A 22,266-nucleotide genomic window follows, 5' to 3' on the forward strand; every position below is an offset into this window, starting at 1 on the left:
CACTGTGAAGAATCAAAGCCCATTAGTATCTGAAACAAGTCGAGTTCGCCGCGAAGCAAGCCAGACCATGAATTGTAATAGTATCAACTGTTGATGTGGTTCGGGAACAATCAAGGTATTAGCCGAGTTGCTTAGCGCGATCCAACCATAGTTCTGACGCCAGCGCAATAGATCAGCAGCGTCGACTTTGCCGTCGTAGTTAGCATCTCCGTCCGCTGGAGTGGCACCGACCGTCATACCGACATTCTGCTGCCACACTAGAAAATCGCGGCCGTCGACGTCGGCATCGCCGTCGAAGTCGCCCAAGAAGTAGCTGGCCGTACGGCGGTCAACAAGGAGCTCCACGGCAGTTGCGCCGGGAATGTTGAGTTGATGAGCACCTGCGGCAAGGTAAGCAACATTGAATTCCGTCCAGTAAGCACCGATCTTGGCGACAACACGATAGCGATCTTCCGCGGTCACCGTAAAGCTCCAGTTACTGGCCCCAGCACTCGAGCCGACAATTGGCGCGGGCCGATGATCAACTGCGAAATGGGGATTGGCGGCTTGGCCTTCGCCAGCGACGTCGTAAAAAGCGGTGAGCTGATTTTTATAGAGATCGCGCACGCCGCTAGAGAACCACAAACTATGTCCGGCGGCCCCTTCAGTACGGCTCCGCTCGATCATGGCTTGGAGATCGGCGTAAGGCGTGCTCGGATCGGGATTGATCCGCAAGCCAAACACGAGCTTGTCGAGGTCGTCAGGTTCGAACGGGGCAACCTGTGCATTAACAATACTATTGAAAGAAGATAAATTGCTGCGATACATCTGAATGGCAAATTCGTCAAACAGGCCATCCGAGTTCCATTCGGGCCAATTGGCGTTGTAATTTGTCGTGGAGAACGACGTAATCGACGGGCTGATCGATACCTTGAGATCTGGACGGGCCGTTTTAACGGCCGAGTAAAGCTGGTCGGCAAAGGCGGTGACCTTCTGCTGCCGCCACTGGCTGAATTGAGAATTCGTGGAAGATGTCGGCACGGGATTTCCCGTTTCCGACGTGTACAAATTCAAAGTCGTGGCATCGAAGCCAAAATTAATCGGCCACGCCATATGATCGTCGAACTGGATGCCGTCGAGATCATAACGATTTACGGCTTCCAGTGTCATGTCGATGACAAACTGACGTACTTCCGGGACAGCGACGTTCATAAATGCGAAGCCCCCATTCGTGCTGTCGGCATAATCCCCCGCCTGATTCTGCAACAGCCAACCTCGTGACTTCATGTAATTGGACAAGGGATTGTTGGGGTTACCTTGAGGCCCAATGTACTGAGACATCACGCCATACTCAAACCAACCGTAGTAGGCCATTCCTTTGCGGTGGGCATGAATGAGCGTTTCTTGTACGAGGTCCCTTGAAGTCCCAATGGTTGGATTGCGGTCGGTTGTGCCGATGATCGCTTTGAGGGTTTGAGAAGGAAAGTTCGTGTAGCCGTTTTTCCAAGTTTCGGTGTAAACAGTGTTCAAACCGATCTGGCGAAGATCGCTCATGACGGCTTCGGTGTTGGCCCCCGTGCGAATATGATCGACACCAGTCGTGGTCAGCCATGTGCCGCGGACCTCGGGCGTAGCCGCCCAACCATACGGTGCTACCAATATGAACGCTACGCCAGCGGCATACAGAAGAGCACACAAGAGATTGAATAGTAATCGATTCATATCAACGAAGCTATTAGAGCAGTCGCTTTAGTTCGCGCTGCTGATGGTCCAATCAATAGGTGTGAGTTTCTTGATTAACTCTTGTAATTCTTCGATAGATTCATAGGCCTGTTGAGCTGATTTGCTGTTCTGAGCCATGTAGGCCGCGGCAACTCCGGCGGCCGTGCCCGTCGACCATTCCGTGGGATGCAAGCGGGTAGCCGAGTTTGTGAGGAAACTTTGTGCCATTGTTTTGCCCGCAACGAGCAAATTATCAATGCGATAATGAGTGAGCGCTCGGAAGGGGATGTAGAACGGCAAAGTGTCGTGCGCCGAGCGGATATAGTCGGGGTATTGGCAACCGGCCAGGGGATGAATATCCGCGGGATAAGCTCCCAATGCCACGCGATCGGCGAACTTGGTGCCCGTCTGTTCTTCCGCAGGGCCAGATAAATCATTGAACTTCAATACAAAGCCATCCAACCCGATGGCTCGACGGGTATCACGAATATAAGGGAGCTTAGCCAACCCATGCTCAGTTCCTAGTTCATCTCCCGCGAGCGTGATTTGTGCTGGCTTGATGGACTCAGGGGCATGTTGACGAAACCATTCGTGCCAGCCATAAGCGCGTTGTTCCGCGCCAGCGAGGGTTTCGAGATTTATGCCCCCCTGCCAATTATGAGTTTCCGCAGCGGTATCCTCGCGCGATTTGAAGAGATAACCGAAGGGGTAATCATTGCCCCCGTGAGACAACTTGCTGGAATAGCCCCAATTCTGCAAGCAGAGATCGCCTGGGGCCGGATCCTGCTCGCCGCGAATTCGGCGATAGGTCCAAATTTGCTGCCAGGCATTTGGTTTGTCGATGTAATCGCCGAATCCTTGGTTGTCGGGATTGCCTGGGGCTACAGTTTGATCTTGTGGCTCGGTGTGAATCTCTTGGACGAAACAGTAGACCGTGGATTGCCCACAAAGTGCGTTACCGCCCTTCTCACCCTCTTCGTATTCGACGCCCTGCAGATAGTCCGCCCCGCTAAGCGCGAGGAGCTCACCCCATTCGGTCGCTTCAATAAAGATGATTGGTTTATCAGCGGAATTTTCAAACACCACAACGGTTTTGTCGAAGCGATCGGAAGTTGTAGGTGAATACCATTCCGCGAGGTCTTCCGAGGGCAGACGGTCGTAGCCACCTTTCACACCTGCCTTGAGCTTGCGTTGGATGCATTCGAGCGATTTGATGCGGGTGCCTGAGTCATTGAGGACAATTCGCTTCACAACCGTCTCGGGAAAGACAACAAGATTTTCACCCGCCGCTTTTTGGAGTGGCAACAGCTGAGTTCGCAGATATTCGACGGGGCGAAAACAAAAACGACTGACCCAACAGTTACCGCAATCGCTCATGCCGGTAAGCGTGGCCAGGAAATTCGGCGTGATATTCTTGGGATCCCGAGCCAACTTGGCCACGTTGAGCAGCGGCTGCTGAGTTTGCTTGTCCTTGATTGTGTGCCAAGCTTCATCGATGGCAGGCACGGCGCTCGCCGTGAGTTGGCCACCGACCCAATCCGTGGGTTCGATCAGTGCTGTTTTCGCGCCCGAATGAGCCGATGCCAGCGCCGCGGCAAACGCAGCGGTCGAACCTCCGGCGATCACGACATCGAATTCGTCATGAACTGTTGGCGTCGGAGTGTCAGCTAGGAGTGGGAAAGCGGGAATGACCACTAACCAACAAATGCCTAGTGTGATGGATATTCGCAGCATAGTCAGCAACTTTGGACGAGGAACGAAAACGGAGTAAAAGCAAACTATTGATTGATCGGTTGCGACGCTTCCATGCGTCCGATATGCCAGTTGAATAAGTGACGAAAAACAACGGCAATTATGACGGCAAGAATTCCCAATTGTGACGCTAGAAAATATCCGCCGACTGCCAGTTGCGAGAAGCACAAGATGGCCAGTGCAATCCAGACTGCTCCGACGACGGCGATCAGCATGCCCGGGAGCAACAGCGCCGGCGCTTCCACGTATTCATCAGGGTACTGGCGGCGACACTCTTCGCGAATTGGTTTCCAGAGTCCGAGCGGTCGCGCGCGACGATAAAACTCTACCAAGGTTGTTTGAGACTCTGGAGCGGACGCGAGCGCAGTGAGCCACCAGCACACCGTTGTTAAGCCTATCGAAATGACGGCCTGCAACATGGCCATGGCATCGGCATTGGCGGGGCTGATTTGCAGTTGGGCATCCCACCAACTCCACATTGGCAAGGCGAAACCGAGCCCCAAATAAACAAACGGTCCAGCAATCATGGCAGCCAGCCAGGAGGCGAAATTGATTCGCCACCACCACCATTGAGCCCAAAAGAAGGCACCAGAAGCGCCGAACATCCCCGAAATAATCGTGGCAATACGGAATAATGAGCCTGCACTCAACATTACGAACACGCCAGCAACCATAATTGCGACCATGATCAAGCGCCCTATCCAGACACACGTTTTGCTATGTGTGTCGAGCAACGGCGTGTGAGGCAGCAGCGGTCGCAATACGTCGTTAACAGCTGTTTGTGCACCATAGGTCATTAATCCGCTCACCGTGGACATTACGCTGGCGAGGAGCGCGGCCATGGCCAAGCCCAAAACTCCAACGGGAAGATTCTCGGCTAGCAGCATGCTGTAAGCTTTTTCACGCTCGCTGGGCGAAGCGTGATACATTTCTGGATGATCGACGAGAACGCTCAGGATGGGGAGAGTTACTAGTAGCAGCATCACAAACAAGGTGCAAGCGGCCCAGATCGGCACCTTAGCGGCTTCGCGGGAATTTGCGCAGGAGAACATTCTCTGTCCGTCGACATCGACACTTCCACCGCGGCCCACGGTCGGCACGATCATCCATGCCAAGACGAGTAAAGGACCAAGGACTTCATGGCCAGCCACGGGGAGTACCGACAATATTTCTGGATGCTCCGCAGGGTGGGCCGAGGTGATGGCTTCGGCGAGTCCTTGCGGTCCATCGTGTTTAACGAAAATGCTTAGCAACATGACGAGACTTGCCACCAAGATGACCACAGTTTGCATCACATCGGTAATCAGTACACCCGCGAAGCCTGAAACCCACACATAAATCACGAGTACCGGTAAGGTAATCAGTAACAACGTAAACTTGCTGTCGATCTCAAAGATTGGGCCGAAGATCATATAGGTGCCCAACAGACCGGCTCCGATCCAGGGAATGATGTTTACGGCGATTGTAAAGAGTGCCGTATAGACGCGCACGAGCTTCGAACCTTTGCCGCCAAAGCGGAGCGAATAAAATTCCGGGCCAGTGCTGATGTTTAAGCGCCGCCACCGAACGGCAAATAGCAACGACACGATTAGCCAAGCAAACGCGAACCGCGAAAGGTAATACCATGCGATGGGTAGGCCGATGACGACCATCAAACCACAATACAGCGGTGCGACATCGGCATTCATGGCAGTGACGGCGTAAGAAACACCGTTGAGCCACCCCGACACATTCCTCCCCGCCAGATAGAAATCCTCTTCTCCTCCCGCAGTCGTCTGCATGAATCGACTTGCGAAGATACCAATTCCGAAGCTAACAATCATGTAAATTACGATGATCAAAACATCAGCGTAATGAACAGCTGCAAGCGGCATGTTAAATGGAAGAGCAGTAATCACAGTTTTTTATACGAGCTCGACAATTTGACCGACGTGGCTAGATTCATAAATCGCTTCGACCAGCGATTGGACGGCGATGGCTTGCTGGGGAGTGGGACCCAAGGGTTCTCGCTGCTTAACGCTCTGCATGAAATCACGAAACTGCTTAAGAAAAAAGTCGTCATCCACCACGGGTAGGGCTGAGTCGGAGAGTTTGCCTTGTTCGACTTGGGCGAGATGCACCTCAGAGCCGAACAGTTCAAAGGCGAGTCCCCCTTGGTCACCCAGGACAGCCACCTGCGACACAGGCATCAATTTGCTTGGATAATTGCCGGCCCAAGCAACATGGAGTTCGAGTGTCGCGCCATTCGTGAACTTGACCAGCGCCTCGGCGGAATCTTCGACATCGCAAATGCCGTCGTAATTCGGCGGGCCTGACCACATGTTCTCGTAGTCATAGCCTTTCATCCGGCGACCAAAATTTTGGTAGGTTTGTCCCAAGACTTGCGTTGGCTGGGGAAAATCGAGCAAAAAGAGAGACAAGTCGATCAGGTGGACACCGACGTCAATCAGTGATCCACCACCGGAAAATTCTTTGTTAGTGAACCATTTTCCTAACCCAGGCACGCCGCGGCGCAAGAATAAGTTTGCCCGCGCGTGATAAATGTTGCCAAGCTTGCCTTGCTGAATCAACTCACTGGCGATTTGTCCGACACCCGTGTAACGATGAGCGTAACCAATTTGCAGAATGCGGTTATGCAACTCCGCTACGTGGGCAATCTCTTGGCATTGTACAACGTTCAGAGCCATCGGCTTTTCGAGAAACACATCTTTCCCCGCGGAGAGCGCGGCGATGGCAAGCGACTTATGGAGCCAATTGGGGACGCCGATGATGACACTCGTCGTTGTTGCGTCGTCCCACAATGCTTGCGGAGATTCTGAATAGCTCGCCGAATACTCATCTGCCAACGCGGGACCAAGGTTGGGGTCGATATCGATGACCCAACTAATGGTCGCTCCCGCCTTGACGGCCGCCTCGGCGTGCTTCTTGCCTATGGCTCCTGCGCCAATGATTCCAATCTTCATGTTATGCCTTCTCCAATGGCGCAATTCGTTGCGATGAAGTTCGCGTTGCGCTGTTCCAATGCGGACCCTTGATTGTCTGCTGTGTAGTTACGGAATTGAGTGAAATCAGCGTGTGTCGTGATGGGTTACTTTCCACAATGTCGAGAATCCGGCGGATCACAAGTGTTTCGCTGCGGTCGATCTGCGCGATTCCTGCATCAAAAAAGTCGAGAATGCTTGCTGCGGCTTTGACGAAAAGTTGATCGCCGGCCACGACGACGTGCTCTGCCCCGCTAGGAGTGAGCAAGGTTGCGGTGAATGGCAATTCGGCCTGAGTATTGAAATCGATCACGGCCGTCCGCTCGTCGGAAAAAAGCAGGAGGAACTGCGGGTGGATGTCTGAACCCGCGCACATCAGCGATTCTACCGCTGGGCCCATACAACTAATCGCTAGCTCGACCGGGTGAATGCCATATTCTTCAAATGTTGGTCCCGCTGCGGTGATAAACATCGAACGCAAGGACTCGGCCGACTTAGCCAACTCCTCTTGAATATTACTCGTTCGCAAGGCCGACGTACTTTGAATCGGGGTGTTGTGTGCAGCCGCCATGTCGAAAATTTGCTGGGCAACCGCGAAATTCGGTGCAAACGTTTTGTCGATAAAACTCGGCTTGCCGAACGGTAGAACCTGCTCGCACATTTCCAAGTGCAACTCGGGGTTAGCGGGTGCTAAGACCATAAAGTTGTCGACGACGTCGGCAAGTTCTTTCACGGTGTCAAAATAGGTCACCGCGTTCTTGTCGGCCCAGGGTCGACTGCTCGCGGAATCCCAGGCAGTTGCGCCCACGATCTCATAGCCGCGCTGAGCAAGCACACCGCGGACCGCGGCGAGATAAACTCGGGCGTGAAAGTTATCGAGTTGGTAGTCAACAAGACCGATGCGCTTGTTCGCCATATCAGTTCCTAATCCAGCGGGCGTGTAATGAATCCGCCGCAGTCCGCCAAACGGCAGTTAGTTGTTTCAGGGGTTGTGATGGGTAATCCGCGCACTTGCCGGACAGCCAGCCAGGCGCAGCACTCCGCAGACATCCAACGTGAATTCAGTCCGCGTTCGCTGACAGTTTTCACCATGGCAAAATGCTTTTTTAGCATGCGATGAATTAACGGATGATCGCTTCCCGAACCTGTCACCCATAGCAGCTCTGGGAGATCAGGTAGCTTTTTCGCCGCACGAGCAAAGGCTTCGACGGTGATCGCGCACAGAGTTGCGGCGCCATCAGCCACGTTCAAACTCGCGACGTCGATGTGATCGAACTCATGCAATCCCGCGGCCTTGGGGAGCGGCCGCTGAAAGAATGGAGCGGAAAGCGATTCCTCGACAACCGCCGTGTTGACGGTTCCTTCCAACGCCAGTCGCCCGTCGAGGTCGTGTTGTACGCCCCCCATCTCTTGGGCCCATTCATTGAGCAACCCCACACCGGGACCGGTCGTCCCCGCGATGATCTCGTTTTGCTTGCTCAACCAAGTTACGCTCGCCACGGAACCAATGTTAAGCATTAATGCCGGGCGTGGTTCCTCGGCCATGAGTGCCCAGTGGAACATCGCAATTAGCGGGTCACCTTCACCCCCTATCGCCATGTCGTGCCGGCGAAAATCACTCACGACCGGTAGCCGAATTCCTTCGGAAAGCTGCCAAGGGTTTCCGATTTGATAGGCTAGGCCTTCGCTGGGGAGATAGCGGATCATGTGGCCATTTAGACCCACCAATTGCGCAGATTCAACTTCAGAGGGATAGGTTTCCGACAAGACGCGAAAAGCATCGATGTGATGATTGGTTAATGACTTTTCTAACCGCAGGATTTCGGTGGTGGGTAGATCATTCTGGGTTGCTTCTAAAATCCGCCAGCGGAGTTGTTCCGCGTAATCGAGCGAGATCCCCCCCAGAGGTCTGATCACATCGCGTCCGTCCGTATCAATGACAGCTGCTTTCACTCCGTCGCCAGACGTTGAACTTATAAGCCCGATGGAGCGATAGAGAAAAGCGGACGACATCAAGCATTAACTCTTGCGAACCAGAAAAAGTAGGTGCGAAACCTCAGTTTATCACTCTGTTATTCGAGCCAACTAACAATTAGCGATATTTTTTCCACTGATTGCGCACGCACGTTATTATGGATTAGAGCAAGCTCGCAGCTGCGGAGATCCACTTCCTTCCTACCCACATCCGGCATGATTCAGATCGACAAGTCCCGAGTGCGTGAAATCGCCGTGCTGGTTGAAACCGACAGCACCTGGGGGCGCAGCATCGTGCAAGGGGTTGCCAACTATTCCGATAAGCATGGTCCCTGGCATTTGCTTGTCGCGCCTCGCGATTATAGTCAGCGTTGGTCACTCCCCGATCGTTGGCGAGGCGACGGGATCATCGCGCGTATCAGTTCGCCTTTGCAGGTGGACGAAATTTTGAATTCCCAGTTACCGGCGGTGAACGTCGACGACGTAATCATCGATCTGGCGGGAATCGGTCGGGTGCAGACAGATGAAGCAAAACGCGCACAGTTAGCCGTCGAACATTTTCGCGAACGTGGCTTCAGCAATTTTGCCTTCTACGCCCCACCCAGCACGGAGTATTCCAAGAGTCGTGAACTGGAATTCAACGCCGCACTGGTCAATCGGGGCTTTGATTGCCATGTGTATCGTCCCGGCTATCGTGTGAGTCGCCGCGTTGATCGCGATGAGCAACACAACCGCGTATTACGTTGGCTGAGTGGGCTTCCGAAACCGGTTGCCGTTTTGGCGATTGATGCTCGCCGGGCCCGTGACCTTGCGGAAGTCTGCAACATGGAAGGCGTTGCCGTGCCGGATGAAGTAGCAATTTTGGCGGGAGACACCGATGATTTGCTCTGCGAGCTTTGCACGCCTCGGCTTTCCAGTATCCTGGTCGCCGGCCAGAGAATCGGCTTTGAAGCGGCCAAATTGCTCGACGAGATGATCCGGGGAAACGTCAAGCACGTCGATCCAATCATCGTGCCTCCGCTCGGAGTTATTGGCAATCAGTCGACCGACGCGATGGCCATTGGCGATCCTTTGATCGTGAAGGCGATGCGTTTTATACAGAATTATGCTTTTCAAGGCATCGTGGTGGACGACATTCTCCGCGAAGTTCCTGTTTCGCGACGTTATCTAGAACTTCAGTTCAAGCGATATTTCGGCCGGTTGCCCGCCGAAGAAATCCGTCATATACGCCTTGAACGAGGTAAGCAACTCCTGACGCAAACCGATGATTCCGTGGAATCGATAGCGACCGTCTGCGGTTACGCCGGCGCCACTCAATTTGGAGTAGCCTTTCGCAAACGGTATGGACTAACACCGCTCGCGTTTCGCAAACAGCTCCATCAGAGCTAAAAAAGCGGCTTTCACTTTACCGCTATGGCTAAGAGACATCGGCTTCCTGTGCGCTTTTAGTGGAAAGAATTGCGCAGATTCATTTTGTCCTGACTGACAAACTGGCTAGCATACTAGAGTTGGATTTTTCGTAGCCATCGATAGCTTTTCTCCGTCCGTTCATCTGTGCCGAGGGGTGTCTAATGAAGAAATTAGTGTTTCCGTTACTCTGTTTGACCATCGCATTTCAGTGTTTTGGCTCGCTTCAAGCCGCCACACTAACCGCACTTTCAACGTTTGGTGGTGGTGACGGTTGGATCGCTCCGGGGGATCATCCTCGAGTTGCGAATGACAACAACCAGCGTGGACTGGCTTACAATCCTGTGTCAGGCAATGTTTTGCTGGTCAGCCGCACGGGTGGAACTTTTGTCCAGAAGTTTGATGGTGTCACCGGAGCCGATAACGGGACTCTCGATGTGACTGGCGTCTCCGGTGGTACTTTTGCTCTGAATGCTATTGGAGTGGCGGGTGACGGAGCTATCTATGCCGCCAATTTAACCACAAACTCCACGGGCGCGACCTCCCCTTACAAGATTTATCGCTGGGATGACGAAAGCGCGGTTCCCTCAGTTGCTTTTTCAGGAGGCACCGTTGCTGCTCGCTTAGGAGATACTCTCGATGTGATTGGCAGTGGCAGTAACACCCGGATCGTTGCTGGTCACAACACGGCCGGTTTCAATAACTTCTCGATTTTCACGACTGTTGATGGCGAAAACTACGCTGGCAATGCCGTGACGATCGCTGGCCCACCCAATCCACCTGCCCAGTCGTTTCACTTGGGTATTACTTTTACCGATAACGATACAGTTATCGGGCGTGGTAACAATAACATAACCACAGTAGTGGATATCAATCCTGGACTGCTAACGGCTGGTCAAGTTGCGACCAACGGCCTGGCACCCGGTTCGACCCTACGACCGATGGATTATGTTGTACTCGGAAACGGTATTCCTGTTTGGGCAGTTCAGCAGACAAATGGGAACAGTCTCACACCGGGAGCAAATTCTCGCTTGTTTGTCTATGATCTCTCCGATCCCAACAATCCTGTTGAGATAGCGCAAGGGAACAACACTCTACTCGCGCCTGCCAACGCCAATGGTAACGCCTCAGGGGCCGTGGCCATCGGTAAGACCACTTATCGTAAGGCCATTATTTACTCCCTGGATACCAATAACGGTATTCAGGCCTTCGAACTCACCACAGTGCCGGAGCCTACAAGCCTCGTGCTCTGCGGTATGGGAGTTTGCTTGATGGGTGCCTTACGTGGGCGCCGCAACTGAGTTTGAGGTAACTATAAATAACTGCCCGCAGCCAGCCTCGTTGGCTGCGGGCGGTTTTGAATGAGCGACATTTCGCAGTGAAAAGTTAATATACATTTCGGCCTACTTTTCTGGACGCTTTGATTGATTTCGGGCGAGTATGCTTCTTGCCGACAACACGATCCAAATAAACATTCTGACGGAGATATGGCGATGACAGCCCGTGGCTTTTCCAGTTGTGTGTTGGTCTTGATTTGTGTTTTTTCAATGACAGTCCCTACGCAGGGCGTCGATTTTACCGAAATTGCCCGCTTTAATATCAGTGCCACGGGGAATCCGACAGTCGCGCCAGGTGATCCCTTGCCCCCGCCGGATGAGAATTTTATTGGTGTGGCTGCGACAGCTATGGCCTGGAACGGCTCGAAGCTTTATGTCGCAGGCTACAACAACAGTGGTATTGCTCCCCCTTCGGTGAATGCGGTCACCAGCATTATCGAGATTACCAATGCGACGGCGACCGGACTGGTGACCCCCACCTACAGTTCGCTAATGAGCACTCAGGTGACGCCCGCGGGACGTGGCTATACAGGCCTGGACCTCAATTCCGATGGAACACGCCTTGCGGCTTCGTTTAGCGACGGGTTTAGCAACACATCGCCCGAAGGACCCGCCGTTGATGGATTACAGCTTTTTGACACGAGCGATAATTCCAAGCTTTGGTCGTATCAAGAACGGGGTGACAGCGGTGTAGCTTTTGATCCTGGTTTCCCGGGTGGAAATGCGGCCCAAGGGACTGGTGTCGCTTATGTGGAATCGTTTGGTAGTGGGCGACGTTCTTTACTCGATGCGGCCACCGGGACGGATATCTGGACTCCCGCCGATGGCATGATTTGGATTCCCACGGGGGGATCAGCTGGCAACACTCGCGATATCACGTTTGATCCCGAAACCGGTGACATGTACATCCGTTCGAATAATGATTTGTTCTTTGCCAAGCGAAGTGCCGATAACGCGACGAATCAATCTTTGAATGTCAAGATTGTTGATAATGCCGATGCCCCCTTCGTGAATTTTCAACATCTGGCGTTTCTCAACACAACGGATGATGGGGACTTGGTCATTTACAATAACCGTGCCGTGGGTGCCACTGGACAAGACTTCTTCACGGTGAATCAGCTTGTCACAACGACTGGCGTTTCTCAGTCGATGAATTTCACTTTCCTACCGAACGCCGATACCACGGCTTTCTTGCCTGCCACTTCAGCAGGTTGGTACGACTATGATTTCGATGCTGCCACACAAACGCTGGCGATCCTTGATACCTCAAGTGCTTTGATTCACATCTTTCAGGTTGGTGACCAGAGCTCTGTTCCAGGGGACTTTAACGGGGATGGAGTTGTCACTGGGCGTGATTTTCTGGCTTGGCAACGTGGCGAGTCCCCTGATCCGTTTAGTGCAACAGATTTAGCAGCTTGGCAAGGCGCCTATAATGGTGGGGCACTTGCGGCTATTGGAGCCGTGCCCGAGCCAGGTTCGCTCACGATATTGGCGGTCGCTCTTGGTTGTATGGCAGGGCTGAAACGAAACGGCCGCTGAATATTCGATTAACTCATGGGTGCCTGACAGGGGTAGCAGGCACCCATGAATCATTGTGCTGAAGATCGTGAAAATGGTTGAGGACGACGCGCCTTTATTACCGCCTTTGGCGATTTTTATTTAACATCGGAAGTGAGCCATTGCCATGTCGCTTGTTCGCCCAACTCTTAGTAGACAGGCTTTTACACTGGTAGAACTGCTGGTCGTGATTGCGATCATTGGTGTGTTAGTGGCTTTGTTGCTCCCGGCCGTTCAAGCCGCTCGCGAAGCTGCGCGGCGGGCCCAATGCAGTAATAATCTGCACCAGATGGGCTTGGGCGCGCAAAATTACATGTCGACGAAACGCGAATTACCAATGGGGTATGGACGCGTGTTGGAAGACACGATTGATACTCGTCGGAATTTTGTGAAGACCGGTTTGTTCTCCTCCATCCTTCCTTACATGGAACAACAAGCCGCTTACAATTTGCAGGATCGCGATTTCTACACGACGAGCACACCCTATTTCAACGACCCTGCTCGCGATCATTTGGTGGAAACCTACATCTGTCCCAGTTGGCCATATGATCGTGTTAATCAATCCGCGCCTCCCAATTTTGAGTATCGGCTGGGAGCCCTGGTGACTTATGCCGGCGTTGCCGGAGCATTGAAGTCTGGCCAGACGACTATCTCCTCCGGCGAAGGCGCGATCCCCGACAACGGCGCCTTCACGATGCAGAAGTCTGGGCCGGGTAAATTTGACCCGCCTATTGGCAAAGCTCGCGGCCTGGGTGAAATTACCGACGGACAAAGCAATACAATGTTGATTGGCGAATACGTACATGTTAACTGCCAGTTTCAGGAAGTCGTACCCGAAGACGTTCCCGGAAATGTCCGACCTTGGTATGTGGCTGGTTTTGGCGATGTCCCCTATGCGATGAAGGTCCTTGAAAATGCCCCCAATATCTGTGTACACAGGCAAAATACGCCGGTCCCCTTCAATTACTTGCCGCTGGGAAGTTATCATCCAGGGGTGATCCAGACGGCTCATATCGATGGCAGCGTGCATGTCCTGTCGGATGACATCGATTTAGTAACCTACAAAGCCCTCGCCACTTGTAATGGGGAAGAAGTTGTCGACACTTCCGGAATCTAGCGTGCCGATTGTCGTGAGCAACTCATGTGGCAAGGCTTTGCTCCTTCTATTGCTCCTTTTGCTGTTGCCAGGTTGCAAGGAAGGGCCAGAGACCGCGCCCGCGCGAGGCACAGTTTATTACAACGATCAGCCTTTACCGTACGGCTCGATCATGTTTCAGCCGGAGCGGGGACAACCGGCTACGGGACAGATTCAGTCCGACGGCACGTTCGAGATGGCCTCGTTTCGCCCCGGCGATGGAGCCACCGTCGGTCCCCAAAAGGTGCGCATCAATTGCTACTCTTCGCAAGCTCCTGGTGAGCAGGCCAAACCGGTGGCAGGTGAACGTTCGATTGGCCGGCTACTTATTCCTCAGCAATACACCTCTTTTGAAATGAGTGGACTGACCGCGGATGTGAAGTCCGGCGAAAACGAGCCGTTCGATTTTCGTCTTACGGGTCCACCTATTCAGTTTCCAAAATAGCGCTGAGCCCAAGATGAATCGAGTGCTCAGATATGCTGTGATTCTCTTCACTCAATTGCTGGGTCTCGACAGTCATTCTCTCGGCGCGGAACCGCCACCCGTGCGTGGCGTGTGGGTCGCAAATGTCGGCTCCGAGTCATTGCAAAGTCCCGCAAGCATACGCGAATTTGTCGAGCTTGCTGATCGCGTCGGCGTGAACACGCTGTATGTCGTTGTCTGGAATCGGGGGTACACGGTCTATCCCAGTGCGATCATGCAGCGCGAATTCAACATGCGTTGTGATCCCCGCTACGAAGGCTTCGACGTTTTGAAAGAGTTCGTTGTGGCCGGACATGCGAAACAGATGCGCGTAATTGCTTGGTTTGAATTTGGCTTTGCCGCTTCGTACGACGATCCCACGGGCGGGCCGATTTTACGCGCTCGCCCGACATGGGCCGCCCGGGATTGGGATGGTCAGATTGCCACGAAGAACAATTTCCAATGGATGAATGCGTTTCGCCCGGAAGTGCAGGATTTCGTTTTGAGTTTATTGAAGGAAATTTTGACAAACTATGAAGTTGACGGCGTCCAAGGAGACGATCGCCTGCCGGCCTGTCCGAGCCTGGCGGGCTACGACCCTTGGACGGTGGAGTTATATCGGGCACAACACGATGGGAAATCGCCTCCGCGCGATGCGCTAGATCCGGCCTGGATTGATTGGCGAGCTCAATTACTGAATCAATTCATGCAACGCATGCATCATGAACTCAAAGAAATTTCGCCGAGGTCAATTATCTCTGCGGCACCTAGCGTGTACCCCTGGTCCAAGCAAAACTATTTGCAAGATTGGCCGACTTGGGTGGCCCGAGGCTGGGTTGATGAAGTCTGTCCGCAGATCTATCGCGAAGACGTCGCCAGCTATCGGAAAGAACTTGAGAAGATTCTCGCCAAGCAAGTCAGCAACGCGAATCATCCGAAGATCTTTCCAGGATTGCTGGTCCAAACCGCCGACAGGATGCATAACAATCGAGCGCACGTACTCGGCATGATCGCAGCCAATCGGGCGGCAGGCATCAACGGCGAAGTTATCTTCTACGACGCCGCGATCCGGGAACATCCCGAATGGTTTGAAGCGGCTTGGCGGGAAAACTGATTCACCGCCAGCGATCAATAAGCTGCAACGCGAAACCAATACTCGCTCCGCGTTGCTTCGCGGCTCAAATGCGATACGATTTGGCGATTCGTCTCTTACACACGTGCGAGTTCTTGGCCGCGGACGGCTTCTTCGCGCGTCATGAAATGGGGCAGCGCCTGGTCCAGCCGGCAGATGTGCAGCGCGTCGACGCATTCGGGCGACAAGCCACAAAGCCGCAATGCTCCGCCGTGCTTGAGCACGCGCTTGTGCAGCATGACGAGCTGTCCCATCAGTTGGCTGGGCAGGAAGTCGACATACTCCATCTCCAAGACCAGCCGATAGACGAAGTGCTGATTCAGCAGTGCCCACATACGGTCGGCGATGTTGTCGTACGGTTCGTCGGTCGGATGCAACGCGACGATCAACCAATCGGGCCCTCGATCGATTTTCATGGGAATACCCACCTTTATGCCATGTCCGTGGCTACCAGGAAGAGCCGCCTACGGCAGCCACGACGCAGCGAGAAAAGAATTTGCCTAACATGCTCCTCCAAGCGCATCTTACGCCGACTCAGAGGCCAGCTACAAGAGTACTTGCGAAAACGACAGAAACAAACGATGGGAAAAACCCGACCCCTTCGAATTTTCGATTTCACAAGAACCAACTGACAGTGAGCGGCGTATTGCTAGCTGGGGAAATCTTGGATCGAACGGGGAAGGTGCGTCGCTGCTTGAATGCCCAGCTTGTGACTGCGATTTTTCGTCGACAGGTGATTTTGCAGCGAGAGTTCGTTAAAATCACGGCATGGCTCGCGAATTCTGTAACGGCACCCTAACCTCGGGCATCAATAATGATAAGTGCCGCATCCTTTAGAACACGGCCACGCGGCGGCCACATTGGAGGCTTGAGATGCAGATGAAGTATTTAGGCCAAAAGTTTCGCTTTCTGTTGGTCGCTGGGATAGCGTGCGGCGTGGTTGCCGCGCTGTTGCCCGCCATTCATGCCGAGCCACCCACTCGTACGGAGAAGAAAAAAATGAACGATTCCAAGCCTGCGAACCTCGAGCAAGCCACCTTCGGAGGCGGTTGTTTTTGGTGTACCGAAGCCTTCTTCAAAGAGTTGAAGGGTGTGCATAGCGTGGAGTCGGGCTACAGCGGCGGTGCTCGCAAGAATCCTACGTACCATCAAGTCGGCAGCGGCCGTACGGGTCACGCGGAAGTCATTCAGATTGAATACGATCCGAAGAAGATCACGTTCAAGGAGTTGCTCGAAGTCTTTTGGAAGACGCACGACCCCACGACGCTCAATCAACAGGGCAACGACGTGGGCACCCAATATCGGTCGGTCGTCTTCTATCACAACGACGAACAAAAAGAACTCGCTGAGAAGTATTTGCAAAAGCTCGACGAGTCGGGCGCTTACGGCGCTCCAGTCGTTACAGAGATCACAAAGTTCGAGGCGTTTTATCCGGCCGAGGACTACCACCAGGATTATTACGACTTGAATCCCGAAGTCCCTTACTGCCGGTTTGTGTTGCAGCCGAAGCTCGACAAGTTCCGGCAAGTGTTTGCCGACAAGTTGAAAACTGAAGAGGTCGAAGCGCCCATGCCCGCAGATACTGATTTCAGCAAAATCAATTGGAAGGAGAAGCTTACTCCTGAGCAATATCAGGTCACTTGCCAATTCGGCACGGAACGTCCGTTCGATAATGAGTATTGGAACAACAAAGCGCCCGGCATGTACAAGTGCGTGCGTTGCGGCATGCCTTTATTTACGTCGTCGACCAAGTTTGATTCCGGCACGGGTTGGCCCAGCTTTTACAAACCGACCGATAATGAGCATGTCAGCGAGGTCGAAGACCGCAGTCACGGCATGGGCCTGCGCACCGAGGTGCGTTGCTCGCGGTGCGATGCTCATTTAGGGCACGTGTTCGACGACGGTCCCAACCCAACGGGCTTGCGTTATTGCATCAACTCGGCGGCGCTGGATTTCAAGAAGGGTGATCCCGACAAGCTTGAAAAGCAGGCGAAAGAAAAGCTCGCCGATGAGTCGGAAGCGCCCGTCGAAACGCCGTAATCAGTTATCGCGTTCCCACAATGCAGCGGCGATCAATTCCTCGGCCATTTGCAAAGTTTCTTCGGCCTCGAGTTGGTCGCCGTATAGCTGCCGGGCGATGAGCGAACTATCGAGTAGCGCGCCCAGTCGCGCGGCGAAGCGGGCAGGCTCATTGATTTTGGCCTGCTTGGCCGTGTGCTCGATAATATCCAGCACACGACGCTTATTGTGAATGGCCGTCTTGCGGGCAGGGTCATGTGGATCGCCACTGGCCACACCCGCGGCGATCAACAGACACCCACGGAACGTTTTGTCGTACTGCAGATTGTCCCAAGCGCTAAAGATGCCCAGCAGCTGATCCTTAAACTCAGCATCTTCGGGCCGATTGGCAAGTGCATCGATTTGCTTCATGAGCTGCATGGCGAACACGTCGAGCACGGCGCAGACAAAGGCTTCTTTCGTTTCAAAATACTTGTAGAAGGTCGTCTTGGTCACGCCCGCGTGTGACAAAATGCGATCCAAGCCGACGGGATGAATCCCATGGCGATGGAAAAGCTCAAGGCCCGCATCGAGTAAACGCTCTTGTGAAGACATGACGTCCTTAATTGTTTGTGAGCCCCCCCATCTGGCAGGGAATAGAATAGTATGAACCATAATCTCTACAACGCGAGTGACCATTGACTGAAAGTCAACAGTCATAGCGACTTGTGCTCATTTATGTGACACCGCGCGACGACAAATTTCACGAAGAAAAGGAATGCGCACGCGCCTGCAGGGTGCGATTAAGCAAAGCTTGCCGTTTAGCAGCGCTAATTGCAGCGATTAGTCACGCGCAAGCGATCAGGCTGAGTATGCGCTGCAACTCTAATAGTCAGATTGAAGTGCGTTCAACCACATGCAGCTAACTTGGTTCATAACCCAAGTTGGGGGCCAGCCAACGCTCGATTTCAGCGATGGTCATCCCCTTGCGCCGCGCGTAATCGGCCACCTGCTCTGCCGAGATGCGATCGACGGCGAAGTAGCGCGCTTGCGGGTGAGCGAAGTAAAGCCCGCTCACGCTGGCCGCGGGATGCATCGCATAGTGCTCGGTGAGCGTAATGCCGGTGAGTTTCTCGGCATCGAGCAAATTGAACAAGGTGCGCTTCTCGGTGTGGTCCGGCTGCGCGGGATAGCCAGGTGCCGGACGAATGCCGCGATACTTTTCGTCGATCAAATCGATGTTCGATAAGTTTTCGTTCTGGCCAAAGCTCCAATCGCGGCGCGCTTGCTGGTGCAAGTACTCCGCAAAAGCTTCCGCCAAACGATCGGCGAGCGCTTTCACCATGATCGAGTTGAAGTCGTCGTGATCGGCTTGATATTTGGCGGCGAGTTCATCGCAACCAAGGCCCGTCGTGACGGCAAATGCTCCCAGATAATCTTGGCGTCCGCTGGAGAGTGGCGCTACAAAATCGGAGAGCGAATAATACGTGTCCTGGCCTTTGCGTTCCCACTGCTGACGCAAACCATGGAAGCGGCACAATTCCTTGGTGCGTGATTCGTCCGTGAAGAGGGCAATGTCTTCGCCGACGCTAGCCGCAGGCCAAAAACCATAGACGCCGCGCGCGGTGAGCGACTTCTCATTAATAATTTGATCGAGCAATTCCTGAGCTTCATCAAACAAACGCTTGGCTTCCGCGCCAACGTGTTCGTCTTCAAAAATGCGCGGGAACTTGCCTTTGAGCTCCCAGGTTTGAAAGAATGGCGACCAATCGATGTACTCGCGAAGCGTGGTGAGCGAAAAATCTTCGAGTACCTTCGTGCCCGTGAAGGCGGGCGTGGGGAGATCGATGGTCGACCAGTCGCAGGTGAAACGTTTGGCTTGAGCATCGGCGTAGGGCAGCAGCGCGACCGCTTGCCGTTGGTTGTAGGAAGTGACCAGCTGCTGTTGTAACTTGCGATTCTCGGTTTCAAACAACGGCTTATTGTCGGCGCTGATCAGTTTTTCGACCACGCCCACCGAGCGCGAAGCGTCAAGCACGTGCGCAACGCAATGTTCGTAGTTGGGAGCAATTCTCACCGCCGTGTGTTTAGCGCTAGTCGTGGCTCCGCCGATCAATAATGGTTTTTCAAATCCTGTACGGCGCATTTCTTTGGCGACGTGAACCATTTCATCAAGGCTTGGCGTGATCAAACCCGACAAGCCAATAATGTCGACGTTCTCCGCCTTGGCCGCTTCGAGAATCTTTTCACACGGCACCATCACGCCCAGGTCAACGACTTCAAAGTTGTTGCAGCCGAGCACCACGCCGACGATGTTCTTGCCAATGTCGTGAACGTCGCCCTTTACCGTGGCGAGCAAAATCTTCGCCCGTGCTTGGCCCACGGTTCCCGCGGCTTCTTTTTCGGCTTCCATATAGGGCATGAGATACGCCACTGCTTTTTTCATCACGCGTGCGCTTTTCACGACCTGCGGCAAGAACATTTTCCCCGCCCCGAACAGATCACCCACGACGCTCATGCCGTCCATCATCGGGCCTTCGATAATTTGCAGGCACGTATCATATTTTTGTCGGGCTTCTTCCGTATCTTCATCGATGTGTTTGACGATGCCTTTAAGGATCGCGTGTTTCAAACGTTCTTCGACAGGACCGGAACGCCATTCTTCGTCGGCCACGATGGCTTCGCCGGATTTACCCTTAACCGTCTCGGCATGCTCGACGAGCCGTTCCGTGGCATCGGGACGACGATTGAGGATCACGTCTTCGACCAACTCCTTGAGCTTCGGTTCGATATCTTCGTACACCGCCAGTTGTCCGGCGTTGACGATGCCCATGTCGAGACCCGCCTGCACGGCGTGGTATAAGAACACCGAGTGAATCGCCTCGCGGACAATGTCGTTGCCGCGGAAGGAGAACGACACATTCGACACGCCCCCCGAGACATGCACACCGGGGCAAGTTTCCTTGATGCGCCGTGTGGCGTTGATGAAATCGACGGCGTAGTTGTTGTGTTCTTCAATGCCGGTCGCGACGGTAAGGATATTCGGATCGAAGACAATATCTTCGGGCGGGAACTGAATTTTCTCGGTGAGCAGTTTATAAGCCCGTTGGCAAATGCGAACTTTGCTTTCTTCATCGGCGGCTTGTCCTTGTTCATCAAACGCCATCACTACGACGGCCGCGCCATAGCGACGACACAACTGTGCGCGGCGCAGGAACTCGGCTTCGCCATCTTTCATGCTGATCGAGTTGACGATGGGCTTGCCCTGAATCGCCTGCAAACCGGTTTCCAGCACCGTCCATTTGCTGCTATCAACCATCACGGGGACAGCGGCGATGTCGTTTTCGCCCGCGATGAGCCGCAGGTATTTCGTCATCACGGCTTCGCTATCGAGCAGGCCTTCATCCATGTTGATGTCGATGACGTTGGCCCCGCCTTCGATTTGCCCGCGGGCGATTTCGATGGCTTCTTCGTATTGCTCTTCCCTGACCAAGCGGGCAAACTTCTTCGAGCCCGTGACGTTGGTCCGCTCACCGATCATCAGGAAATTGGTTTCAGGCCGGAGCGCCATCGGCCGCGTGCCGCTTAAACGAAACAGCGGTTCGACGCGTGAAGGCTTGTGCGGGGCGACTTTGCGCAAGCGCTCGCTGATCGCCGCGATGTGATCGGGTGACGTGCCACAGCAACCACCGACGATGTTGAGCCAACCCTGATCGGCGAACTCGCCAATCAAGTTGGCCATAGCTGCGGGGCCAAGGTCGTACTGACCCATTTCGTTGGGCAGACCCGCGTTGGGGTGACAACTGATCCGCGCGGGGGAAATCTGTTGCAGGGTTTCCAAATGGGGCCGCATCAACTCGGGCCCGAGCGCGCAGTTCATGCCGACCGACAACACGGGAAAATGCGAGACGGCGGTCCAGAAGGCCTCGACATCTTGGCCGGAAACAAACGTCGCCCCCCCCTTGTCGAACGTGCCGGAGATCATCACCGGCACGCGATGCCCCGTCTCAGCAATATAGCGGTCGATAGCAAACAAGCAGGCTTTCAGATTTAGCGTGTCAATCACCGTTTCAGGCAGCAGAATATCGACACCTGCTTCGATCAGCGCGGCGACTTGAGCGTAATACGAGGATTCCATTTCCTGAAACGTTACGCCGCGATAGCTGGGGTCGTCGACTTTGGTGCTGATCGCCGTTTGTTTGGTTGTGGGGCCAATCGATCCCGCCACGAAGCGGGGCTTCGAGGGATCGCGTTCGGTGAACTCGTCGCAGGCCTTACGGGCGCAAGCCACGGCCGCGAAGTTGATTTCTTCGACCAGCGACAGTGGCAGGTTGAATTCTTCCATCCCCACGGGGCTGGCGCCGAAGGTATTGGTTTCGACAATGTCGGCCCCCGCGGCGAGATACCGGCGGTGAATCTCGGTGATGTCGGCAGCTCGGGTCAGACAGAGAATATCGGCGAAATTTTTGAGGTCACGATCGTGCCCGGCAAAGCGTTCGCTGCGGATGGCATTTTCATCCAGCCCCAGGGCTTGGATTTGGGTCCCCATGGCGCCATCAAGAATGAGGATGCGGTCTTCAAGGAGGTTTTCGAGCGTGGCAGTACTATCGCGGTGCGGCATGTCTGTGGATTATCGCAAATTAGGGGGGATTAATTCCGTGAATCGAACCCGTAAGTATCGCAAATGCGGTTTCCGGTTACAATGCAGTCGGGCCACCGCTTTGCTACCGCTTTATCTATAGGAACAGAATGGTGTTGATCAGATCAGGTTCACTGACGAACTTTATGTGCCGGGTTATGGTCGGATTGGCGTGCTTCTTGGGCAGCTT

Annotated in this window: 16 protein-coding genes; 7 read left to right on the forward strand and 9 right to left on the reverse strand. The window is 53.9% G+C overall.

From position 1 onward, the window contains the following. Positions 1–12: 12 nt before the first annotated feature. From SH678x_RS06065 to SH678x_RS06090, 6 genes are all read right to left on the reverse strand, one after another. Entirely contained in the window at positions 13–1,701 is a 1,689-nt protein-coding gene (locus SH678x_RS06065; protein WP_496921993.1) for a family 10 glycosylhydrolase, read from the reverse strand. Between the two features lie 27 nt (positions 1,702–1,728). After that, positions 1,729–3,435: an FAD-dependent oxidoreductase gene (locus SH678x_RS06070; protein WP_496921994.1), complete on the reverse strand. Its 1,707-nt coding sequence runs from the start codon at positions 3,433–3,435 to the stop codon at positions 1,729–1,731. A gap of 44 nt (positions 3,436–3,479) precedes the next feature. Continuing rightward, positions 3,480–5,234: a sodium:solute symporter family transporter gene (locus tag SH678x_RS06075; RefSeq protein WP_496921995.1), complete on the reverse strand. Its 1,755-nt coding sequence runs from the start codon at positions 5,232–5,234 to the stop codon at positions 3,480–3,482. Between the two features lie 123 nt (positions 5,235–5,357). After that, complete coding sequence (locus SH678x_RS06080) at positions 5,358–6,416, reverse strand: Gfo/Idh/MocA family protein (protein WP_496921996.1); 1,059 nt, start codon at positions 6,414–6,416, stop codon at positions 5,358–5,360. A gap of 1 nt (position 6,417) precedes the next feature. Beyond that, entirely contained in the window at positions 6,418–7,350 is a 933-nt protein-coding gene (locus SH678x_RS06085; RefSeq protein WP_496921997.1) for a Gfo/Idh/MocA family oxidoreductase, read from the reverse strand. Positions 7,351–7,358: 8 nt separating this feature from the next. Further along, positions 7,359–8,447: an anhydro-N-acetylmuramic acid kinase gene (locus SH678x_RS06090; protein ID WP_496921998.1), complete on the reverse strand. Its 1,089-nt coding sequence runs from the start codon at positions 8,445–8,447 to the stop codon at positions 7,359–7,361. A gap of 177 nt (positions 8,448–8,624) precedes the next feature. On the opposite strand from SH678x_RS06090, the gene SH678x_RS06095 reads away from it, so the two are divergent. The 6 genes from SH678x_RS06095 to SH678x_RS06120 all read left to right on the forward strand — a co-directional run bounded on the left by SH678x_RS06095 (position 8,625) and on the right by SH678x_RS06120 (position 15,421). Continuing rightward, on the forward strand, positions 8,625–9,797 hold the full coding sequence (locus tag SH678x_RS06095) for a XylR family transcriptional regulator (RefSeq protein WP_496921999.1): 1,173 nt from the start codon (positions 8,625–8,627) through the stop codon (positions 9,795–9,797). Positions 9,798–9,979: 182 nt separating this feature from the next. Next, positions 9,980–11,116: a hypothetical protein gene (locus SH678x_RS06100; protein WP_496922000.1), complete on the forward strand. Its 1,137-nt coding sequence runs from the start codon at positions 9,980–9,982 to the stop codon at positions 11,114–11,116. A 246-nt stretch (positions 11,117–11,362) separates the two neighbouring features. Further along, positions 11,363–12,691 carry a hypothetical protein gene (locus tag SH678x_RS06105; RefSeq protein ID WP_496922001.1) on the forward strand — a complete coding sequence of 443 codons (1,329 nt, stop codon included), beginning with the start codon at positions 11,363–11,365 and terminating at the stop codon, positions 12,689–12,691. Positions 12,692–12,836: 145 nt separating this feature from the next. Then, positions 12,837–13,826 (forward strand): DUF1559 family PulG-like putative transporter, encoded by a 990-nt coding sequence (locus SH678x_RS06110; protein ID WP_496922002.1) that lies wholly within the window; start codon positions 12,837–12,839, stop codon positions 13,824–13,826. 13 nt (positions 13,827–13,839) lie between these two features. Next, a complete protein-coding gene (locus SH678x_RS06115; RefSeq protein ID WP_496922003.1) occupies positions 13,840–14,289 on the forward strand; it encodes a hypothetical protein in 450 nt (149 codons plus the stop codon). 22 nt (positions 14,290–14,311) lie between these two features. Continuing rightward, positions 14,312–15,421: a glycoside hydrolase family 10-like protein gene (locus SH678x_RS06120; protein ID WP_496922004.1), complete on the forward strand. Its 1,110-nt coding sequence runs from the start codon at positions 14,312–14,314 to the stop codon at positions 15,419–15,421. 95 nt (positions 15,422–15,516) lie between these two features. On the opposite strand, the gene SH678x_RS06125 is transcribed toward SH678x_RS06120, so the two are convergent. Next, positions 15,517–15,855, reverse strand: coding sequence for an STAS domain-containing protein (locus tag SH678x_RS06125; protein WP_496922005.1), 339 nt, complete (start codon positions 15,853–15,855; stop codon positions 15,517–15,519). A gap of 457 nt (positions 15,856–16,312) precedes the next feature. Between SH678x_RS06125 and msrA the strand changes: the two genes are divergently transcribed. Then, positions 16,313–17,479, forward strand: coding sequence for a peptide-methionine (S)-S-oxide reductase MsrA (gene msrA / locus SH678x_RS06130; protein ID WP_496922006.1), 1,167 nt, complete (start codon positions 16,313–16,315; stop codon positions 17,477–17,479). Here msrA and SH678x_RS06135 read toward each other — a convergent pair whose 3' ends face one another. Both SH678x_RS06135 and metH read right to left on the reverse strand, forming a co-directional pair. After that, the gene (locus SH678x_RS06135; RefSeq protein ID WP_496922007.1) at positions 17,480–18,052 is read right to left on the reverse strand and encodes a TetR/AcrR family transcriptional regulator; all 573 of its coding nucleotides are present in this window, start codon (positions 18,050–18,052) and stop codon (positions 17,480–17,482) included. A 307-nt stretch (positions 18,053–18,359) separates the two neighbouring features. Next, positions 18,360–22,058, reverse strand: coding sequence for a methionine synthase (gene metH / locus SH678x_RS06140; protein ID WP_496922008.1), 3,699 nt, complete (start codon positions 22,056–22,058; stop codon positions 18,360–18,362). Positions 22,059–22,266: the final 208 nt, after the last annotated feature.

The sequence above is a fragment of the Bythopirellula superficialaquae genome (assembly GCF_059632245.1).

Bases quoted from the DNA above. Each gene is read 5' to 3' on its own strand.
- SH678x_RS06065 (WP_496921993.1), bottom strand. From the start codon at position 1,701: ATGAATCGATTACTATTCAATCTCTTGTGTGCTCTTCTGTATGCCGCT.
- SH678x_RS06070 (WP_496921994.1), bottom strand. From the start codon at position 3,435: ATGCTGCGAATATCCATCACACTAGGCATTTGTTGGTTAGTGGTCATT.
- SH678x_RS06075 (WP_496921995.1), bottom strand. From the start codon at position 5,234: ATGCAGACGACTGCGGGAGGAGAAGAGGATTTCTATCTGGCGGGGAGG.
- SH678x_RS06080 (WP_496921996.1), bottom strand. From the start codon at position 6,416: ATGAAGATTGGAATCATTGGCGCAGGAGCCATAGGCAAGAAGCACGCC.
- SH678x_RS06085 (WP_496921997.1), bottom strand. From the start codon at position 7,350: ATGGCGAACAAGCGCATCGGTCTTGTTGACTACCAACTCGATAACTTT.
- SH678x_RS06090 (WP_496921998.1), bottom strand. From the start codon at position 8,447: ATGTCGTCCGCTTTTCTCTATCGCTCCATCGGGCTTATAAGTTCAACG.
- SH678x_RS06095 (WP_496921999.1), top strand. From the start codon at position 8,625: ATGATTCAGATCGACAAGTCCCGAGTGCGTGAAATCGCCGTGCTGGTT.
- SH678x_RS06100 (WP_496922000.1), top strand. From the start codon at position 9,980: ATGAAGAAATTAGTGTTTCCGTTACTCTGTTTGACCATCGCATTTCAG.
- SH678x_RS06105 (WP_496922001.1), top strand. From the start codon at position 11,363: ATGACAGTCCCTACGCAGGGCGTCGATTTTACCGAAATTGCCCGCTTT.
- SH678x_RS06110 (WP_496922002.1), top strand. From the start codon at position 12,837: ATGTCGCTTGTTCGCCCAACTCTTAGTAGACAGGCTTTTACACTGGTA.
- SH678x_RS06125 (WP_496922005.1), bottom strand. From the start codon at position 15,855: ATGAAAATCGATCGAGGGCCCGATTGGTTGATCGTCGCGTTGCATCCG.
- msrA (WP_496922006.1), top strand. From the start codon at position 16,313: ATGCAGATGAAGTATTTAGGCCAAAAGTTTCGCTTTCTGTTGGTCGCT.
- SH678x_RS06135 (WP_496922007.1), bottom strand. From the start codon at position 18,052: ATGTCTTCACAAGAGCGTTTACTCGATGCGGGCCTTGAGCTTTTCCAT.
- metH (WP_496922008.1), bottom strand. From the start codon at position 22,058: ATGCCGCACCGCGATAGTACTGCCACGCTCGAAAACCTCCTTGAAGAC.